The following is a 21,191-nucleotide window of genomic DNA, read 5'->3' as shown; positions in this document are numbered from 1 at the left end:
GTCAAACGCCGACTTCGCCAGATTCATCCAGTTCCGACAAATGCCCGAATCCATGAGAGATTTTTCCGCGGCACGACGCGACCGCCGGTGCGGTCGTGTGCGCCGCCGGCTCGCGACTCGGGGCAACCTAAGTTGGTGCCCCCCTTCAATTTCTCTTCTCCCGCCCTCCTTCCTGTGCCATGTTCGGAAATTACGGGGTGTCAGAGACTCAGGGGCGGACGCCCATTTTAAAAAAAGAGCGGGGATAAACACATGCCGACGACCCTTTCACGCGGCCAGGTTGCCATCATCGGAGTCAACACCGAGGACACCGGCAACCCGCAGAGGGATTTCATCTCCTTCGTCCTGCTCGCGCCGATCACCACCGGCACGGTGATATTCTTCACCGACCGCAGCTGGAACGGGACCGTCTTCTCCGCCAGCGGGGGCCTCGACGCCGGGGACGGGACCTTCACCTATACCGCGACGGGCAACCTCGCCGCCGGAACGGTGATCACCATCAACCAGGCCCAGCTCACCGCCGCCGGAATGGCGCTCGATAGCGACGGCGACACGATCTACGTCTATCAGGGCACGAACGCGAACACGCCGACGGTCTTCCTCCACGCGGTGGAGCTCGCCGACGGCAACAACACGTTCAACGGGAGCCTCGTCAACACCGGCCTCGTCGCCGGAACCTCGGCGCTGGCCATCGGCGACGACAATATCGAATATGGCGGGCGCACGCACAATGTGAACGTCGCCGACCTGTTCGTCCGCGCCAACGATTTCCATCGCTGGGTGCACAACGACAACAGCCCGCAAGACGGCACCGTGGGCCTCAACGCGGTGACCAATGCCGGAACGCCCGATCCCGCGTTCACCGCGCCCGACGCGCAGCTGTGGGTCGCCGCCTCCGGCGGCGGCGAAGCGATCGTCACGATCAACCTCGACGGCACCTACGCGTCGGGCTCGCTCGGCTACCAGCTCGTCCAGGCCTTCCAGAACGACGCCAACCTGTTCCACCCGAGCGACATCTCGCTCGACACGGTCCACGGCAAATTCTTCTTCGTCGATTCCGACGCGGTCGGGCACAACCGTATCGTCGAGGGCAATATCAGCCAGCTGCTCAACAATCCGGGCGACCCGGCGACCTTCACCATCCTCTATTCGAACGCCACGTCAGGAGCGAACGGCGTCATCGCCTCGCTGTCGGTCGATACGATCAACGGAATCATCTATTTCGATCTCGGCAGCTCGGCCACGGGCTCCAGCTTCGACAAGATCACCTACAACCTCAACGGCGCCTCGACCGCGAACCAGGTTCCGACCGTTCTCGCGACTCTCGGCAACGGCCATTTCGTCACCCAGATGACGATCGACTATGTCCACGGGACGGTGCTTCTCGGCACGAGCCGGATCATCGCCGCATTCGGCTCCGACATCGTCGAGCAGAATTACGTCTACCGCGCGACCGGCCTTACGCCGGGGTCCGCGTCGCTGGCGTTCACCCAACTGCCGTTCAACCCGGACGACAACGACGCCGGCGGCCCGAACAATCCCAACATTCCGGGCCTGCCGGGCGAGGCCTGGCCGGTCGAGCGGGGCACCATCCAGGGCATCGACATCGACGAGGTCACCCAGATCGCCTATATCATCACCGGCGCGGTGAGCCTCGACGTCAGCGCGGCGCAGGACGGGTCGCAGATGCAGACCTTCCCCGGCGGCATCTACAGCTACGCCCTGGTCGGCAACCCGAACGGCGACGTCGTCACCTTGTTCACCCAGAATTTCGCCACCGGCCCGGTCGGGCTGATGGACTATATCGAGGTCGACCACGCGACCGGCCGCTATTACCTGACCGACATGGTCGGAACGAGCGCCGATCCGGGCGACCAGTCCGTCTGGACCGGAAGCCTTACCGTCGCGCAGACTCCGACCCTGGTGGCCATCGTCGGCAACCTCAACGGCCTCGGCCCGCAGGGGCTCGAAATCCAGCACGCGCCGGTGCTGACTGGCGCAAGCCTCGCCGCGACCTTCACCGAGACGGCCGGCAATCCTTCGCCGAACGGAACGCCGGTCACCACCGGCAACGCCTTCAACTCGACCGACGTCGACAGCGGCGGCGCGTCCAACGGCGACGAGCTGGCTGGAGCGCAGGTGCGAATCTCGGGCAATTTCCAGTCGGGCGCCGGCCATGCCGACCAGCTTCTGGTCTCGACCTTCAACACCGGCACCAACCAGAACGGAACGATCGTCATCGGCGGCGACACTGTCAGCTACAGCTATAACGCGACGACCGGGACGATGACCTTCACCGGTGTCACCACGCTCGACAATTACGAGAATATCATCGCCCGGGTGCAGTTCCGCACCGACGGCGACAACCCGACCGCCTTCGGCAGCGCCGGGACCCGCACCATCTCCTATTCGACCTTCGACGGGCTGCTCTATTCCGACGAGGTCCACGCCTCCGTCACGGTCGTCGGAATCAACGACGCTCCGGTGAACACGCCAGGCGCGGCGATGAACTTCAACGAGGATACGACCGGAAGCTTCGGCGCCGAGGGGATCCCGCCGACTTTGGTCACCAATGCGGTCACCGGAATCTCGGTGTTCGACGTGGACGCCGATCCGGCGACCCAGGACATCACCGTCACCTTGTCGGTGGGCATCGGAACGCTCACCATCCGGACGAACGTGGCCGGCGGCATCCAGGCCAGCGACGTGATCAGCGGCAACGGCACCGGCACGATCGTCATCACCGCGACCCAGAACGAGATCAACACGACCCTGGCCGCGCTGAGCCCCGCCTTCACCGGCCCGCCCGCCGCCGCGGCCAGCGCGAACGGCCTGATCTATACCGCGCCGGCCAATTATAACGGCGCCACCAACCTCACCATCACCACCAACGACAATGGCTTCAGCGGCAACGATCCGGGCCTCACCGGGACCGGCACGTCCGAGCAGGACCAGGACGTCAAGGTGATCAACATCGCCGACGTGAACGACGCCCCGACGGTCGGCGGCGACGGCACCGAATCGGCGGCGACGATGCTCGAGGACACGCCGTTCAACCAGGCGAGCCCGGTCGTCGCGCCGACCGTGGCGACGCTGTTCGCCGGCCAGTTCGCCGACGCGGTCGACATCCAGGTCACCGGCGGCAACCCGACCGGCTCGGTCGGCGACACCTTCGCCGGAATCGCCATCGTCGCCGACGGCTCGGCCCCGGCGACCGGCCAGTGGGAATATTGGAACGGCGCGGCATGGACGGACATCGGCACGGCCTCCCAGGCGGCCGCCAGGACGTTCACCGCGGCGACCCAGATCCGCTTCAATCCCGCGCTCAACTATAACGGCGCCGCGCCGACCCTGACTGTCCACCTGATCGAGACCGGCGGGCCGGCGATCACCAACAACGGCACCGTCAATCTCAGCCCGGCCGGCACCGCGACCGGCGGAACCACCGTCTATTCGTCCGGCACCGTCGTGCTTAGCCAGACGATCACCGCCGTCAACGACGCGCCGGTCAACACGATCGTCGGCTCGCTGACCCTCGCCGAGGACAGCGGCGCGACCAACGTCACCGGAATGTCGATCGCCGACGTCGACGCCAATCCGGCGACCGACGTCTTCACCGTCACCCTCGACGTCCTCAACGGCACGCTCAACCTCTCGACCGTCGTCGCGGGCGGAGTGACCGCAGGCAACGTAACGGGCAACGGCAGCGCCACGATCACGCTCACCGGCACGATCAACCAGGTCAACGCGACTCTCGCGGCGGCCGGCGGCCTCACCTACACGCCCACCGCCAATTACAACGGCGCCGACCGGGTCCAGATCACCACCAACGACGGCGGCGCCACCGGCCAGGATCCGGGCCTCACCGGAACCGCGACCACCGAGCAGGACCAGGACAGCAAGACGATCAGCGTCACCGCCGTCAACGATCCGGTCACCGGCGCGGCGCCGCCCAGCGCGACCGTCGCCGAGGATTCGGCCAACGTCGCGATCTCCGGCCTCTCGATCAGCGACGTCGACGCCGCGCTGAACCCAGCGGGCGTCTACAACGTCACCGTGTCCTCGACCAACGGGACGATGACGCTGACGACTCTGACCGGCCTCACCTTCACCTCCGGGGACGGAACGTCCGATTCGACGATGACCTTCCACGGCACCCTCGCCGACATCAACGCCGCGCTGGCGACGGCCAATTACACGCCGACCGCCAATTATAACGGAGCGGCGACGATCACGCTCAACGTGACCGACACGTTCGGCGGAATCGTCGCGACCGGCACCGGCATCGCCACCAGCGACAGCGACGTGATCAACGTGACGGTCACCGCGGTCAACGATCCGGTCACCACCAATGCGCCGCCGACCGCGACGATGAACGAGGACGCCACGAACGTCGCCATCGCCGGCCTGTCGATCGCCGACGCCGATACCGCTCTGGCCCCGGCCGGAGTCTACGACGTCACCCTCGCGGCGACCCACGGAACGCTGACTCTGACCACTCTGACCGGCCTCACCTTCACCGCCGGCGACGGCACCGCCGACGCGACGATGACCTTCCACGGCACCCTCGCCGACATCAACACGGCGCTGGCGACCGCGAAATACACGCCCGATGCGAATTACAACGGCGCCGCGCAGATCTCGATCAACGCGACGGACACGTTCGGCGGCACCGTCGCCACCGGCACCGGCAGCGCGACCGCCGATTCCGACACGATCGTCGTCACCGTCAACGCGGTGAACGACACGCCGGTCGTGCCGGATTCGCCGACCATCGCGGCGACCGAGCAGGTCGCCATCACGATCAACTCGGGCCTCACGGTCAGCGACGTGGATCTCGACGCGCGCAACGGCGGCGCGGGCGATTATGGCGGGGCAAGCTTCCTGATGAACCGCTCGGCCGTCGACACCGACGATCTGTTCACGCTCGATACGACCGGGGCGCTCTTCACCATCGTCGGCACCGAATTGTTCGCGGGCGGCCTCAAGTTCGGCAGCTTCAGCAATCCGGCCGGCATGCTCAACGTCAATTTCAACAGCCTTGGCACGCCGGCGACCACCGCCCTGGTCAACGATGTGCTTCGCCACATTCAATATACCAACACGTCCAATACGCCGGACGCGTCGATCACCGTCCTCTACACTTTGGTCGACGGCTCGCCCGGCGGCGGCCAGGGCGCCGGCGGCGCCGACAATGACAGCGGCCAGGTGGTCATCAACATTACCGACACTCCTGAAAATCAGGGGCCGGCGCTCGACCTCGACGGCGACGACAGCGTTTCGGCGGGCACCGGCTTCAGCTCCGCCTATACCGAAGGCGGGGCGGCGGCGGCGATCGGCGACACCGACGTCACGATCACCGACCCCGACGCCGGCGACGACGTGCGCAGCGCGACCATCACCATCACCAACGCCGTGACCGGCGACCAGCTCAACGTCGGCGCACTGCCGGCCGGGATCACCCTGGACGGTTCGAGCACCGACACGGTCGTCAAGCTGCTCGGCGTCCCCGGCACCACCGCCGCGGACTTCGAGGCGGCGATCGAGGCGATCACCTTCTCGAGCAGCAGCGACAATCCGACGGCGCTCGGCACCAATATGTCGCGCTCGATTACCGTCGTGATCAACGACGGCGACGCGGACAGCAACGTCGCCACGGCGACCGTCCAGGTCACCGACGTCAACGACGCGCCGAGCGGATCGGACTCGACGATCACCGCGACCGAGGATTCCTTCCGCCTGCTCAGCGCCGCCGATCTCGGCTTCAACGACGTCGACGGCACGTTCGGAAGCGTCACGGTCAGCGCCGTCACCGGCGGCAAGATCTATGTCGACGCCGACGGCACCGCCGGCGCGGGCGTGCCGGTCGAGGCGACCCTGCCGGTCATCTTCACCAAGCAGGACCTGCTCGACGGCAAGGCCAGCTTCATGGCGGACCCAGACCTCAACGGCACGGGCGTCGCGACGATCACCTTCACCGTCACCGACGACGACGGCGCCGACTCGGCCAGCTCAAACACGCTGACGGTGAACGTCACGGCGGCCAACGATTCGCCCGACATCGACGGCGTCGGCAGTCCGGTCAACGCGACCGAGCAGACGCCCGCGGCGATCCTTGCCGGCAAGGGAGTCTCGGACGCCGATCTCGACGCCAGGAACGGAGGCCTGGGCGACTATTCGGGCTCGAGCTTCAGCATCGCCCGCAACCTGGCCGCCAATCCGCAGGACTCGTTCAGCCTCGTCGCCGGGCCGAGCTTCACCATCGACGGCAACGACCTCAAGGCCGGCGGGCTGATCTTCGGAACGATCACCACCAATGCCGGCGGTCAGCTCGTCATCGCCTTCACCAGCCTCGAGACGGCCGCCACCAGCGCGCTGGTCGACGAGGTGATCTCGGCGGTCAACTACACCAATAGTAGCGACAATCCGCCCTCCTCGGTGAGCCTCGCCTACACGTTCGACGACGGCGCGCCGGGCGGCGGCCAGGGCGCCGGCGCCATAGCCACCGACGACCAAATCGTCACGGTCCTGATCGCCGGCGTGAACGACGCGCCGGTGAATTCGCTTGGCGGAACGATCGGCACCGGCGAGGACGCGGTCGACGCATGGCTGAGCGGCATGTCGATCTCCGATCCCGACGCGGATCCCGCGACTGACGACTTCGTGGTCACCTTCGGCGTTGGCCACGGCACGCTCGACATCCGGACCGATGTCGTCGGCGGAGTCACCGCCGGCGATGTGACCGGCGACGATACGGGTACGGTCACCGTGACCGCGACCCTGGACGAGATCAACGCGACCCTAGCCGCCACAAACGGCCTGACCTATTCGCCCGACCTCAACTTTAACGGCGGCGACGCGCTGACCGTCACCACCGACGACGGCGGGGCCCGCGGCTCCGGCGGGGCCCTGCAGGATCAGGACACGCGCACGATTTCGATCAGCGCGGTGAACGATGCTCCGACCGTCGCCGGAGACGGCACCGAGGACGCACCCGACGTCGTCGAGGGCACGCCGAGCCCGACGGGCGACACGGTTTCGAGCCTGTTCGGCGGCCAATATTCCGACGTGGCCGACGCCCAGTTCAGCCTCGCCAATCCCGGCGGCTCCTTCCCGGGCTCCTTCAGCGGTATCGCGGTGGTGGCGAACGGCTCAAGCGGCGCCACCGGCCAGTGGCAATATTTCAACTCGACCACCTCGACCTGGGTCGATGTCGGCGCGGTCGCGGCGAACAACGCGCTGCTCATCGGCAGCGGGACCGCGATCCGCTTCAATCCCGCGGCCGGGTTCCTCGGCGCCGCGCCGACTCTGAGCGTGCACCTGATCGACAACTCGCTCGGCTTCGGAATCACCTTCGGCCAGCATGCCGACATTTCGGGCGTCGGGGCGACCGGCGGGACGACGGCCTATTCGACCGGCCAGGTCGTGCTCAGCCAGGACGTCATCCCCGCCAATCTCGCGCCCGTCGTCGATCTCAACACCGGCACCGGCGGGATCGACGATACCAATATCTATCAGGAAGGCGGATCGATCTCCGGAATCGGCGCCGCGATCTCGGTCACCGATCCGGATGCCGGCGACAATATTGAGAGCGCGACCGTCGCCATCAGCGATCCGGAGACCGGCGACATCCTGACGGTGAACCTGCCCCTTCCGGGCGGCATCACGGTCGACGCGCTGAACAGCACCGACGTCTTCCTGGTCCTGATCGGAACGGCCTCGCCCGCGGATTATGCGACGGCGCTCGGCCAGGTCGGCTTCTCGAGCAGCAGCGAGGATCCGACCGCGGGCGGAACGCATACGACCCGCGACATCGGGGTCACCGTCAACGACGGCACCGCGAGCAGCGCTCCGGCGATGATGACCATGACCGTGCTCGGGGTAGACGATCCCGCGGTGGCCAACGCGGATGCATTCGTCACGGATGAGGCGACCAGCGTAAGCGGCAGCGTGTTCTCCAACAACGGCTCCGGCGCCGACAGCGATCCGGATGGGCCTCCCCTGACTGTCACTGCGGTGAACGGGGTCGGCGCGAGCGTGGGTAGCCAGATCACCCTCGCTTCCGGCGCGCTGCTGACGCTCAACGCCAACGGCACGTTCGATTACGACCCGAACGGCGCCTTCGACTTCACACCCACGCCGGGATCGGGCGCATCCAATACGCCGAGCCACGACAGCTTCACCTATACGCTGGCGGGCGGCAGCACGACCACCGTCTCGGTCACGATCGGCGGCCTCGATACGAACGATTTGCTCTACGGCACGGCCGGCGCCGACATGCTCGCGGCGGGAAGCGGCAACGATTTTGTCGATGGGCTCGAGGGCTCCGACAATATGTCAGGCGGAACCGGCAACGACGCTTATGTCGTCGACGAGGGCGGCGACGTCGTGAACGAGTCCGTGGGTGAGGGCACCGATGTGGTCTTTGCCCAGGTTTCCTACGAGCTTGCCGGCGGCGCGGAGATCGAGATCCTGTCGGCCTACGATCAATCCGGATCCGGATCCTTGGTACTTGTCGGTAACGGCTTCGATCAGTTGATCTTCGGCAACGACGGCAGCAACTTCCTCGAAGGAAATGGCGGGGCGGATTATCTGATCGGCCTCGGTGGCAGCGATGTTTATGTCGTTGCTGGCAATGACGATGTGGTGGTGGAGGATGTGGGGGCCGGCGCCGACATCGTGTTCGCTCGCGACGACTACACGTTGAGCGCCAACGCGGAAGTCGAATTCCTGTCGGCCGTCAGCCAAGACTCGACGACGTCGCTGGCGCTGGTCGGCAACGAATTCGGTCAAATCATCTGGGGCAATGCCGGCGCCAATTTCCTCGATGGCGGTGGCGGCACGGATATTCTCGTCGGCCTGGCCGGCAACGATACCTATGTCGTCGATAGCGCGGATGATTATGTGGCGGAGGCCGCGGGAGGTGGCAACGACACGGTCTATGCCAGGGTGAGCTATGCGCTTTCCGATCACCAGGAGGTCGAAGTGCTGTCGACCGTTTCGCAATCGGCGACCAGCGCGATCGACCTCACGGGCAACAATCTCGCGAACGTCTTGTTCGGCAATGCCGGCAATAATGTCCTCGACGGCAAGGGCGGCAACGATCATCTGATCGGCCTGGGCGGCGCGGATCGCTACACCTTCTCGACGGCGCTCGGTGTCGGCAATGTCGATCACGTCTACGGATTCGAGATTGGAACCGACAAGATCGTGCTCGATCACACGGTTTTCGAAGGGCTCGGATTCGGGACGCTGTCCGCCTCGGTCTTCACCACAGGGACGGCAACGACCGATGAGGATCAGAGAATCGTCTACGATCAGACGACGGGTGCGCTCTACTACGACTCGGACGGCGCCGGCGGCGCCGCCGCCGTTCATTTTGCGACCCTGATCGGCGCCCCGCCCATCACCGCGAGCGACATCACGGTAATATAGTGGAATCCTGAAGGCCCAGGGGGCCGGCTGTCGACACGGGCGGCCCCCCTTTGCTATTCAGCGCGCAGACACCGATTACGAGTTCATCTTCCGATGCCCGTCGCATTCAGCCTCATCCTCGTCGTCATGGCGTCCGGCCTTCAGTCAGGCGGCCCGCTGATCCGCGAAAGCGTGCGGGGGCTGAACCGTCTGTGCTACTATCAGGATCTGGCGCAGAGCCGCCGCGCGCCGGCGTTGCTGGTCCAGATCGGGATGGCGGAGCCGTGCCCCTTCCAATATCCCGGGCCGGAGCGTCCGCGCCCGCAGAATATCCCTTCGCTTGCGCAACTGAAGATGCAGACCCGCGCCAACGGCGAAACGACGTGCACCTATGAGTATATGGGCGTGCGCTACAGCCGAACCCTTGGCGCCGTGGCAAATTGCCCTCTGACACCGCATTTCGGCGAGTGACCGTCTACGTAATCTAGCGCTTCCCGAAAAGGCCGGCCCGTTCCCGCCGCGCGACTTCGGCGAGTTGATGGTCAGAGTGGCGGGAAATGAAAAGGTCGTAAGCTTCGGGCGTGCCGGCGCGCCGTGCCGCATCGAGCTCTTCCTGAATTGCCACGTTGCCGTCACGCGGGGGCGGCAGATCAGTTGAGCGGTGAGGGGGGGGACCCATTTTTATTCCATTCGGTGCGGCCGCGGCCGTCAATGCCAGCGAAGTGAATGCAATCGCCCATCGATGCTGCATCGCGCCATCTATCAAAAGAAAAAGTCGTTGCTGGAAAGGGTTGTCGTATTGTTCACGATGATCTCCATGTCCGCGACCATGTCGCCCTCCAGGTCGACGAAGACATGGGCGTTGCCGCCGATCACCTCGTAGCGGAGCTGGCCGCCTGCGCTGGTGAATGGATCTGTTCCGATGAAGGTAAACGCGTTGTCTCCGGGGAGCCAAGACATCGCGTCAATCTGAACGAAAGACAGCCGGTCGCTGCCATGCGTGAAGTCAGTCACGGTATCAGCTTGCCCGGGCCGGGAATCGGCGATCGAATGCCACGTAAAGACGTCATTGCCCCCGCCTCCCGTGAAGCGATTGACTGCCTGGTTCGCGACTATTCCGTCATTCCCGGATCCTCCGATCACATTTTCGATCAGAGAGCGCGGATCGTCATTAAACAGCAACGCGTTGGCGACATTGCCCCGGGCGAACTGCCCGCCCGGGCCGAGATTGGCTCGCTGCACAGCGCTGAACAGCGACCATTCGCCCGGCCGAAGGTCGATCTGAAGATTTGAGCTGTAGCCCGACAGGTCGTAGGTGTCGTTGCCGCCGCCGTCCCAGACGGTCATGAAGATGCGGTTGGCCGAGCCGCCGATGCCATTGCCCGGGGCCCCCTGGCCAGCGCCGTTGATCGACATCTCGCCGGTCGACGGGCTCCACGCGTAGACCGTGTCGCTCCCATTGAACGCGTAATTGGCGCCGTAGATCTTTTGCAGGGCGGCGATGTCGTACATCATCAGGGTCTGCGGATAGCCCCACTCCTCGTTGCTGTAGCCGCTGAGGTCGTCACCGACGTAGGAACGATAGGTCATTACCGAAAATTCGACGCTGTCCCGGTCGGCACTGATCGCGAGCGGAAATTCATGCCCATGCTTGAGGCCCAGCGCGTGGCCTGTCTCGTGAAGGATGCCCATCCAGTCGTAACTTCCGCGCACCGGCTGGCTGAAATCCTGGTGGTTGAACCAGGCCGTTCCGCCGAGGCTGCCCGGGCCGTCATTGGTCGGATAATAAGCGTAGGCGGCGTCGGGCTCATTGCTCATCGCATAGCGCAAGTCAGCCTGGCCGGGATTTGCACTGTTCTCCGTAAAGGTCAGTGGAGTCACGTTGGCGACGAGCTGCAGCAACTGCCGGGTCGCATTCTGCTGGGCCGCGGTGAACGGTCCGAAGCCGTCATCCGGCTCCGTGAAACTCGTCGGATATTGGCTGGCGCTCGTAGGGAAGCCGTAGGTGAGGTTGGTGTGATTCCAGGACGCGCCGCTGACGAGTGCGTCGACGTCTTCCTTGATGAGTTGCTGGGCGCTGGCGCGCGGACCTATGCTGACATGCAGTTGGTAGCCGCCCGATGAGGTCGGCCCCTGATCGTCGCTGAACGATGCGACGGAGAAATAATAGGTGCCGGCGGCGCCGGCCCGGTAACGGATCTGCGAATCCGTATTGTGTCCGAACGGAGGATTGGAGCCGGTGTCGAAGGTTATCAGATCGTCGTTGTCGCCGATCAGCTGAAGGTTGCGATCGTAGAGCGCCAGGAAGGAATCGAGCCCGCCGGTCGTTCCGTCGATATCCAGCACAAGCAACTCGCCTGCTTCGAGCGTGATGCTGAAGAAGTCCTTGTCGCTCGGCACGGAAATGCTGCCGACGATCGTTGCGGAAGGATAGTCGTCTTCGAACAGATTGGGGTTGTTGCTGGGAACGAGCGTTCCGCGGCTGATCACCTGCGCCTGGCCGATCGCGTCGTTGGGCGCGCTCGTCTCGTTGATGATGGGGGTCGCGACCGTTTCGGTGACATCGGTGATCGTGAGGGTCACCGCCTTGAGCACGGTGGCGCCTGAATCGCTGGCAAGCACGTTGAAGGCATAGCTCGACTTGGTCTCGAAGTCGGGCGAACTGATCAGCCGCACCGCGCCGCTGGCGTCGATCGTCAGCCTGCTCGCGTCCGCGCCGGTCAGCGTCCAGGTGATGCGGTCACCGTCGGCGTCGGTCGCCGCCGCCTGATAGACGATCGTGCTGGTCGGGCTGTTTTCCGCGACGCTCGCGGCCGCCGCCGAGGAGATCACCGGGGCGTTGTTGGCCGCCCCGGTGACGAAGAACTGGCCGATGTTTATCGTCAATCCTGTGGGCAGAGTGGCGAACTGGACGGCAGCGCCTGCGCCGTTGCCGTCCGCATCGTAGAAAAGAGCGCCCGTCGCGCTGTTGTAGATCAGATAATCGTCGGCTTCGAGTGCCTGTGTTCCGGTTACGACGGTGCCGAACTGGAGCGTCCCCGTCGCCAGGGCGGCGAAGGGTTCGCCCGGACCGCCGGCGAGCAGGATCTTGTCCGCCATCCAGTCGAAATCGGCAAGCGTGTCGATATTTCCGCCGCCGAGCGCCGTGGTGAACGCGAAAGAATCCTCTCCCCCGAAGCCCAGCAGATAATCGGCGCCGGCACCGCCGTTGATCAGATTGGCTCCGGCATTACCGAAAATCTCGTTAGCGAATTCGTTGCCGACGATGTTGAGCGCGGACGTTGCTGCTTGGGACAGCGCGGCGAGCACTTCCACTTGTTGGCCGGCAGCCAGCGTGAAGCTCGTTTTGAGATAGGCCACGTCCCTGGTGCCTTCACCGGCGCCTTCTGCGATGAAGTCGGCCGCGCTGTCGACTATGTAGACGTCGTTCCCACCCAGGCCCGCAAGATAATCGGCGCCGCCGCCGCCGTCGATGAAGTTGGCCCCGGCATTTCCGTATATCTCGTTGGCAATCTCGTTGCCCGTCAGCTGGAGCGCGGTCGTCTCCGCCTGCGACAGGGCCGCCAGCACCTCAACGTAGGTGCCCGCGGCCAGAACGTAGTCGGCGCGAGCGAAAATGGCGTCGCGGTTTCCTTCGCCGGCCCCTTCGCTGACAATGTCGCCCAGCGTGTCGACGACATAGGTATCGTTGCCCCCGAAGCCGGCGAGATAGTCGGCACCGGTACCGCCGTCGAGGAAGTTGGCCTGGGCATTGCCGTAGAGCTCGTTGAACAGCTCGTTGCCGGTCAGGTCGATCGTCGTGCCGGCCCCCTGGGAGATCACCGAAAGGACCTCGACTTCCGCGCCGGCCGTCAGGGTGAAGCTGGTTTTCGCGTAGACCACGTCGCGGCCGCCGCCCGCGGCCTCGGCGATATAGTCGCTGCCATTATCGACGACATAGATGTCGTTGCCGCCGAGTCCGGCAAGATAGTCGGCGCCCCCGCCTCCGTCGATGAAGTTGGAGCCGGCGTTGCCGTAGATTTCGTTGCGGATGTCGTTACCGGTCAGCTCGAGCGAAGACGTTCCCGCCTGCGAGAGAGCGGAGAGCACTTCGATCTCCATACCCGCGGTGAGTGCGTAATTGCCCGTGGCATAAACCACATCCCGGCCTTCGCCGGCGGCCTCCGAGACGATGTCCCCCATCTGGTCGACGACGTAGGTGTCGCTGCCGCCGAAGCCGGCAAGATAATCGGCGCCGCCGCCACCGTCGACGAAGTTGGACCCGGCATTGCCATAGATCTCGTTGGCGAATTCGTTGCCGCTCAGTTCCAGCGGCGCCGTCGCCGCCTGCGAGAGGGCCGAGAGAACCTCGATCCGGCTGCCGGCGGTCATCACCCAATTCGCGTTGGCATAGACCACGTCGCGGTCCGCACCGCTCGAATCGAGCACAACCTCGCTCGAGTCGTTGACGTAGAAGACGTCGTTGCCGGCGCCGCCGATCTGAAGATCCTGAGGCGACGGCGCAGTGATTTTGGTACGCTTTGAAGGAATGCTGGACACGCGGAACACCCCGGATCAGGCCGCGGGACAGCCGCAGCGGCGCGTCCGGGTTAATCGGTAAATACCGATTTCGCCAGCAAAAACTTACACTTCGCCGGGTCGGGCGCGCCGATCAGACGCGCCCGAACAGTGACGGCATGCGGTTCAAATCACAGTGAAATCGCTGGCGGCAAGGTTGAGGCCGGGGGTCACCGTAGCGAACTGGACCGCTGCCCCGGCGCCGTTGCCGTCAGCATCGAAGAGCAGAGCGCCGGTCGCGCTGTTGTAGATGATGCGATCGTCGGCGTCGCCAGCGCTCGCGCCGGTCACGAAGGCACCCGCTCCCAGCGCACCGAGGCTTCCGATCCCGCCGAACACTGCGTCGTCGAGCGCGATCTTGTCGCCGCCGGCCGCGAAATCCAGTATCGCGTCGACGTTGCCGCCGCCGAGCGCGGTGGTGAAGGCGAAGATGTCGTTGCCGGCAAAGCCCATCAGATAATCGGCGCCGGCACCGCCATTGATCGTGTTCACTCCGGCATTGCCATAGATTTCGTTCGAGAAGGCGTTGCCGGTGAGGTTGAGCGCCCCTGTGCCTGCGGTCGACGCGGCGGAAAGGACCTCGACTTCGCTGCCCGCGCTCAGGCTGTAGGTCGCCGCGGCGTAAACGATGTCGCGACCGCCCTCTCCGGCTCCCTCCGCTACGAAATCGCCCGCATTGTCCACGACGTAGGAATCGTTGCCGCCGAAGCCCCGCAGATAATCGGCGCCGCCGCTTCCGTCGAGAAAGTTGCCGCCGGCATCGCCATAGAGTTCGTTGGCAAAGGCGTTGCCGGTCAGCTGGATCGACGAGGCCGCGTCCTGCGAGTAGGCGGTCAGGACTTCGATTTCGCTGCCGGCGGTCAGCACGTAGTTCGCGCGGGCATAGACGACATCACGTCCGCCTTCGCCCGCGCCCTCGGCAACGAAATCGTAGATGTTGTCGACCACGTAGCGATCGTTGCCGCCGAACCCGCGCAAATAGTCGGCCGCTCCACCGCCATCCAGGAAGTTGGCGCCGGCGTTGCCGTAGATCTCGTTGACCAGCTCGTTGCCGGCCAGGGAAAGCGGGTCCGTCGCCGACTGCGAAACCGCGGAAAGAACTTCGACGTACGTGCCGGCCGCCAAAGCATAGTCTCCACGCGCGTAGACTGCGTCCCGTCCTTCGTTCGCCAGCTCGACGACGACGTCACCGGTCGAATCGACCATGATAATGTCGTTGCCCGCGCCGCCGGCCGCCCGGTCGGCACCCGCGCCGCCATCGAGGAAATTGGCCGCCGCATTGCCGATCAGGACGTCGTTGCCGGATCCGCTGACAGCATTCTCGATGACGGCGCCGTTGGCGATGGTGAAGCCGCCGAAGATGCCGGTGGCATAGGACATCCATCCGCCGCCGCCATATTCATATTGAAGCGTCGCGGCGCGCAGATCGATATTGGCGTCACGGGCGCCGTAATAGACGATGCTGTCATTGCCGCCGGCATCCCAGATCGACGAATAACGGGTGCTCTCGCCCTGATAATAGCCGTCGCGCGTCGTCAGCTGATTGGTGGCGTCGTGCGTGGCCGGCTGCCCGGTCGCGGAATCGATATAGACCCCCCACTCGTTCACGTCCTTGAGGACGTAGGTGTCGTTGCCCGTGGCCCAATCCTCGTTGACGCCATATTTGTCCTGGATGACGGCGATGTCGAGCGCCATCAGGCTGCCGAGCCAGCCATAGCCCTCGTTGTTGGTTTCGGCCTGGCCGTAGGGCGATTTCTCCCACCCGTCATTGTAGGACATCATCGTGTAGACGCCCTGATTGAGGTCGAACGCTCCGGCCCCGCCATCGTCGCCGGGAACGCCGTTGGTCTGCACGCCCTGCATGACGCTCGAGCCGCCGCCGGTGTCGTGCGGATGGGCGAGGCCCATGCCGTGGCCGAATTCGTGGATCAAAGTGACGAAGGAGAAGCCGCCCGGCTGAAGCATCTGGGCGCTCCAGCGCTCGTCGGCGGAGTTGAACTGGGCGACGCCCTCGTCGCCATAATCGGGCGGGCTCATCGACCCGAGCAGGGAAATGACCGGCCCGGGCGTGCCGGGATAGGAGAAATAGAAGAAATCGGCGTCGAAGCCGTCGCCATCCACGCCGGTGGCATATTTGATGCCGGCCTCGGGCCCCAATGGTCCGGGCTTGTATTCGATCGTCGGGTCGCGCTCGTAGAGGTGGGTCGTCGTGTTCAATGTATAATTGGAGACGAAGACGACATCGGCGACCTTGGCGAATTCGTTCGCCGCGTTCAGCATGGCCTGGACTTCATACTGATACGGATTCTGGACCACGACCTGGGCCGGAATGGTCGAATCCGCATTCGCGTACAGATCGCCCTCGCCTGCGAAATAGAGGTAGATGACGTTCTTGCCCGGATGGCCGAGGGCGTTGCCCACGACGGTGGCCGGATCCGCCGGCGGCTGCCCGGACGAGCGCGGGCCGTCATTGCCGTCCGGATTGTGCACCGCGACATGCTCGCGGTTGACCATGACGCCGCCCCAGTCGATCGAATGGAGCGGGCTCGAAATGTCGTAAGGCGTGGTATAGGTGGGCCCGGTCGCGGTTTGGGCGAAAATCTCGTAATCGCCGGCGAAATCCCCGATCCCGTCGCCGGTATTGTCGTAGGAGGTGGCGTTGACATAGTAGGTGCCCGAATAGGTCGCCTCGAACGTCATGAGCGCGTCGAGCCCCTGCGGCGTGTTCGGCCCGCCGCCGTCCGCGATCCCAAGCAGATGGCCGGTGGAATCGTAGATTTCGAGATAGGCGTCGGCGAGCGGGACGCCGTTGCCTTCAACGCCCGGAATGCCGCCGACACGGGCATATTCACCGAACTGGTAGGTATGCCCGGCCGTCAGAGTGACCGCGAACCAGTCGTTGTCGCCGGGCGTGTCCAATGCCGCCAGGACGTGGTTGGCATCGTCGACCACGAGCGTGCCGGTGGTGTTCGGGGCGGCCGTATAGGTGTCGATGAGGGCGGTCGGGCCGGGGACGTACCAGGCCGATTCGACCGGCTGGTAATTGTCTGGAAGCCCCGAATCGCCGGCCGCGTCGGCCTTTGCGGGAATGTTGTCGGTGGCGGTCAGGACATTGGGCAGAAACGGCGGCCTGAGGTCGCCCGCGCCGTCGATCGCGAAGGCGGTGGCCGCGCGGTGCGCCGCCGGCGCGCTCGGGATCAGCGCGATGCGCAGAGCGTCGCTCTGGCGGGCGAGCTCGAAGATGGAGTCCTGGTTACGAGTACGGAGTGCCGACATGGTTCTGCTCCCTGATATCGTTTGAGAAGGAGAGCGGCAGGCGGCGGCGCAGGGGCGTGGGGAATTCGGAAACGCGCGACAGGCAACAGGCCGCGCAGCGGGATCGGGCGCGGGACGGCGCGAAACGGCTCCGCGCCATCATCCGATCTGTCTGCCGGCAAACAAGCTGTTGAAAACCCCTGCCAAAGGATTGCGGCCGCCAATGCCGCGGAGCAATCCTTAACCGGCTTTCAACCAAAAGGTTCCCCGGTCCGGCGGCGGCTCACGCTCCATTCTATTGCATCCGGATTCGAGTTGAAGCCTTGCCGGCCGCCTTGCGGAGGGGGGGACTCTAGCGTAGGGTCACGATATTCACGAAACCGGCACTGCAACCTGTATTTTGCGAGCGGCCGAAGGGGGCATCGAGCGCGTATCCATTTTTCGCAAAGACATAATGGGAGGACGACAATGAAATTCCGTACCCTACTTGCAGCGAGCGCAACGGTCATTTCGCTGGGCTTTACCGCTTCGCCGGCCGCGGCGCAGGCCACTCGCACCTGGGTTTCGGGCGTCGGCGACGACGTCAATCCCTGCAGCCGCACAGCGCCCTGCAAAACCTTCGCGGGAGCGATTTCGAAAACCGCCGCCGGTGGCGAGATCAACTGTCTCGATCCCGGAGGCTTCGGCGCGGTTACGATCACCAAATCGCTGACGATCTCGTGCCCCTACACCGAGGGCGGAGCGCTTGCCGGCGGGAACGGCATCACGGTCAATCTGCCGCTTACGAGCGATGTGGTCTTCATCCGCGGCCTCGATATCTTCGGCGTCAACCCGCCGAGCAACGGCATTCGCATGATCGGCGTCGGAACGCTCCATGTCGAGGATTCCGTTATCCGCCGTTTCAATGCCGCGAGCAGCGCGGGAATATCGATCGCTCCGACCGGAACGGCGACCGTGACCATCACCAATACGACGGTGGCCACCAACGGCAACGGCGCCACCGGGGGCGGCGTCGTGATCGCGCCGACCGGCGCGGGCGTCGTCAGCGTCTCTATCGACGACAGCCGGATCCTTGGCAACGCCAATGCCGGCGTCATCGTCTCGGGCGCTTCGACGGTCATGATCACCGATTCGACGGTCAGCCACAATCCGAGCTTCGGCATTCGCACCAGCACGGGTTCACCGACTGTCCGCGTGGGCACGACGACGATAACCGGCAACGGAACGGGGGTCTCGGTCGGTGCAGGCACGATCGAAAGCTATTGCACCAACCAGCTCAACGGGAACAGCGGCGACGGCGCTTTCTTCGGCGCTTGCCTCCCTCTGAAATAACCCCAATCCGTTCACTGCCTTTGCTGCCGGCGCCTTGCGCCGGCAGCTTTCTTTTTGGCATCGGGCACCGCCCGGCAACCATCGACGCGACCGGACGTCCTGACTCTCACCTTTCATTCAGCTAAGTGACGATAGATCTTCGTGATGTCTGAAAGAGCGCTCAAAGTCATGCGACACCTCTGGGCCCTGTTGCTCACCACGCTGCTCGCCGGGTCCGTCTCGCTGTCCGCGCAAGTTCCGTCCTGCTCCAGGCCGGTACAGCGTCCTTTCCGCATATTCGATGCCACCGCCTATATCGGCCGCCCGGATTTCTCCCGTTACGGCATCGAGCCGATCCACATCGTCGATCGCGGCATCTGGCCGGACGGCCGTCGATCGGGCCCGCCCGATCCGGCTCTCGTGAGGCGATACGTAGAGGGCCTGCCGCGGGACAACGCCCCGATCGTGCTGGATTTCGAGCAATATGACCTGACCGGGAGCGACCAAGCCGCAGGGACAGCCCGGGCCGATCTGACGGCGATCGCCGCCGCGTTTCGAGCGGCTGCGCCACGCCGGCCGATCGGGTTCTACAGCATCGTCCCGATCGCCGACAGCGTCCGGCCATTGGCCGGTGCCGGCTCGCCGCCCTATCGCGAATGGCAGCGCCAAAACGATCGAATGCGCTCGATTCAGTCGCGCGTCGATTTCCTGTTCCCGCCTGCTTACACGATCAACCAGGACCGCCGCTCATGGGAGACGATGGCGGCCAGCCAGATCTGTGAGGCCCGGCGGCTCTCCTCCAAGCCGGTCTACGTCTTTTTATGGCCGGAATTCCATGAAGCCTCGAGCCTTTCCGGCCAGTATCTGGATGCCGATTTCTGGCGGCAACAGCTCGAGACGGCCTATCGGCTCGCCGACGGCGTGGTGATTTTCGGCGGCTATGACATTCGCGCCAATCACCCGCGGCCGTGGAACCCGAATGCACCTTGGTATGCCCCGACGCTCGACTTCATCCGCGAGAGGATGGAGGCGGGACGCTAGCCCTTCAGCGGCGTTCAGCGGGACCCCATTCCGGTCAGCACCGTACGGGCGGTGCGGATCAGGATCAGGATGTCGAGCCAGGGCGAGTAGTTCTTGATGTAGTAGAAATCGTAATGGAGCTTGTGATTGACCTGATCGAGCTCAGCGACGTGCCCCTGGTTGACCTGGGCCCAGCCGGTGATGCCGGGCGGAACGATGTGGCGATAGCGGTAGAACGGGATTTCGTGCTCGTACCAGCGCGAGAGTATCTCCGCTTCCGGTCTCGGACCGATCCAGCTCATCTCCCCCTTGAGGATATTGACGATCTGCGGCAGCTCGTCGATGCGCGTGCGGCGCAGGAAGCGGCCCAGGCCCGTCACGCGCGGATCGTTTTGCTGGGTGATCGCCTCGTCGCGATCCGCGGCGCCGGGATTGTGCCGCATCGTGCGGAACTTCATGACCCTGAAGGGCAGGCCGCGGTAGCCCACGCGCTCCTGACGGAACAAGGCGGGGCCGGGGGAATCCAGCCGGATGAGCAGGGCGATGAACAGCAGGAAGGGCGCGAGAAGGGCGCCGACGACCAAAGCGCCGACGAAGTCGACGAAGCGCCGGATCCGGAGATAGGCCATGAACGGTATAAGAGAGCCGAGGCTGTTTTCCGACAGATGCTCGATCTCGACCATGCCGGTGATCGCTTCGCGCAACTGCTTGACGTGGAACACGGCCAGCCCGTCAATCGCGCTCTCCGCCAGGAAGGCCTCCCATTTCGCCGGGATTTCCGCGCGCAGATCGGCGACGAGGGCGTCGTAGCGCCCATTCAACCCCGGCTCCGTCAGCCATTCCCAAGTGAGGCCCCGAGCCTCGGGAAGGTTCTCCACGCTCCCGAACGGGACGACCCCGATCCGGGCGCCGCCGTCGCGCTCCGCCAGCACGTAGATGGCCCAGAACCACGTCACGCACAGCAGGAAACTGCTCAGGAACGCGCCGCGGCTGTAATCCAGGCGAAAAAAGAAAAACAAGGCGAGCGTAAAGGCATAGCTGGCGAGAAATGAAGGAACGACGTAGAAATTGGTTCGCATCCCGGGGAATACGGTGATGCTCCTCAGGAAATAATAGCCGAGGATGATCGATATAAGAACGCCGGTTCCGCTCTGCTGCACCACGGAAACCGGAATCTCTTCGGTCGTGTATCGCAGCACCGCTATGGGAATCGCCGCGGCGAACAAGAAGCCGCCGCCGAGCTGAACCCGCATCCGCGTCCACAGGCGCGCGGGCCTCACTCTTTCCTGCGCGACCATCAGCATCCCGAGTCCAGTCTCTTGTTCGCCATTCTTCCAACCGATCGCACTTCCCTCGCCCCGCGAGAGACGGAGGCGAATCGATCCGGCAGGCCGCGGGCCGCGCGACCCATTACCACAAGATCGAGCCGCTCCTGTCGCGCCCCCTGGCCGTCGGCGCCCGAAATCCGTTCGAGGCAGCGGGCCTGCCCTCAGCGACCCCACCGGCCCATGCGGGCGGCGTCTAGCTTCGGCATCGAGAATTTGCCAGTCAAAACTGAGAGATCGGCCTGCGGCTTGGGGGTTCAGGGCGCCATCCTGCGCCGCGGGCGCGGACGAAACCTATTGACGGAGCCT

The 21,191-nt window shown here is 64.7% G+C and carries 7 protein-coding genes; 4 read left to right on the top strand and 3 right to left on the bottom strand.

The genetic code is table 11. The features are described 5' to 3' along the window. The first annotated feature begins 252 nt into the window (after window positions 1-252). Together E6G92_14535 and E6G92_14530 are read left to right on the top strand one after the other, a co-directional pair. Window positions 253-9,435: a calcium-binding protein gene (locus E6G92_14535; GenBank protein TMJ17525.1), complete on the top strand. Its 9,183-nt coding sequence runs from the start codon at window positions 253-255 to the stop codon at window positions 9,433-9,435. A gap of 93 nt (window positions 9,436-9,528) precedes the next feature. Continuing rightward, complete coding sequence (locus tag E6G92_14530) at window positions 9,529-9,885, top strand: hypothetical protein (protein TMJ17524.1); 357 nt, start codon at window positions 9,529-9,531, stop codon at window positions 9,883-9,885. A gap of 291 nt (window positions 9,886-10,176) precedes the next feature. Here E6G92_14530 and E6G92_14525 read toward each other — a convergent pair whose 3' ends face one another. Together E6G92_14525 and E6G92_14520 are read right to left on the bottom strand one after the other, a co-directional pair. Then, a complete protein-coding gene (locus E6G92_14525) occupies window positions 10,177-13,953 on the bottom strand; it encodes a hypothetical protein (GenBank protein TMJ17523.1) in 3,777 nt (1,258 codons plus the stop codon). 144 nt (window positions 13,954-14,097) lie between these two features. Further along, window positions 14,098-17,247 (bottom strand): hypothetical protein, encoded by a 3,150-nt coding sequence (locus E6G92_14520; GenBank protein TMJ17522.1) that lies wholly within the window; start codon window positions 17,245-17,247, stop codon window positions 14,098-14,100. A 447-nt stretch (window positions 17,248-17,694) separates the two neighbouring features. Between E6G92_14520 and E6G92_14515 the strand changes: the two genes are divergently transcribed. Both E6G92_14515 and E6G92_14510 read left to right on the top strand, forming a co-directional pair. Then, window positions 17,695-18,558: a right-handed parallel beta-helix repeat-containing protein gene (locus tag E6G92_14515; protein ID TMJ17521.1), complete on the top strand. Its 864-nt coding sequence runs from the start codon at window positions 17,695-17,697 to the stop codon at window positions 18,556-18,558. Between the two features lie 168 nt (window positions 18,559-18,726). Beyond that, window positions 18,727-19,578 carry a hypothetical protein gene (locus E6G92_14510; GenBank protein ID TMJ17520.1) on the top strand — a complete coding sequence of 284 codons (852 nt, stop codon included), beginning with the start codon at window positions 18,727-18,729 and terminating at the stop codon, window positions 19,576-19,578. Window positions 19,579-19,592: 14 nt separating this feature from the next. Here the strand turns inward: E6G92_14510 and E6G92_14505 are convergent, their stop codons facing one another. Next, complete coding sequence (locus tag E6G92_14505) at window positions 19,593-20,861, bottom strand: polyprenyl glycosylphosphotransferase (GenBank protein TMJ17519.1); 1,269 nt, start codon at window positions 20,859-20,861, stop codon at window positions 19,593-19,595. Window positions 20,862-21,191: the final 330 nt, after the last annotated feature.

Source organism: Alphaproteobacteria bacterium (genome assembly GCA_005883305.1).
In the GTDB taxonomy this organism is placed as follows: domain Bacteria; phylum Pseudomonadota; class Alphaproteobacteria; order Sphingomonadales; family Sphingomonadaceae; genus Allosphingosinicella.
The sequence above is the reverse complement of the archived record's forward strand: the minus strand, read 5'-3'. Positions and strand labels throughout refer to the sequence as shown.

Coding starts and splice junctions, on each gene's coding strand:
- E6G92_14510 (TMJ17520.1), top strand. CDS start 18,727: ATGCGACACCTCTGGGCCCTGTTGCTCACCACGCTGCTCGCCGGGTCC.
- E6G92_14515 (TMJ17521.1), top strand. CDS start 17,695: ATGAAATTCCGTACCCTACTTGCAGCGAGCGCAACGGTCATTTCGCTG.
- E6G92_14535 (TMJ17525.1), top strand. CDS start 253: ATGCCGACGACCCTTTCACGCGGCCAGGTTGCCATCATCGGAGTCAAC.
- E6G92_14530 (TMJ17524.1), top strand. CDS start 9,529: ATGCCCGTCGCATTCAGCCTCATCCTCGTCGTCATGGCGTCCGGCCTT.
- E6G92_14520 (TMJ17522.1), bottom strand. CDS start 17,247: ATGTCGGCACTCCGTACTCGTAACCAGGACTCCATCTTCGAGCTCGCC.
- E6G92_14505 (TMJ17519.1), bottom strand. CDS start 20,861: ATGCTGATGGTCGCGCAGGAAAGAGTGAGGCCCGCGCGCCTGTGGACG.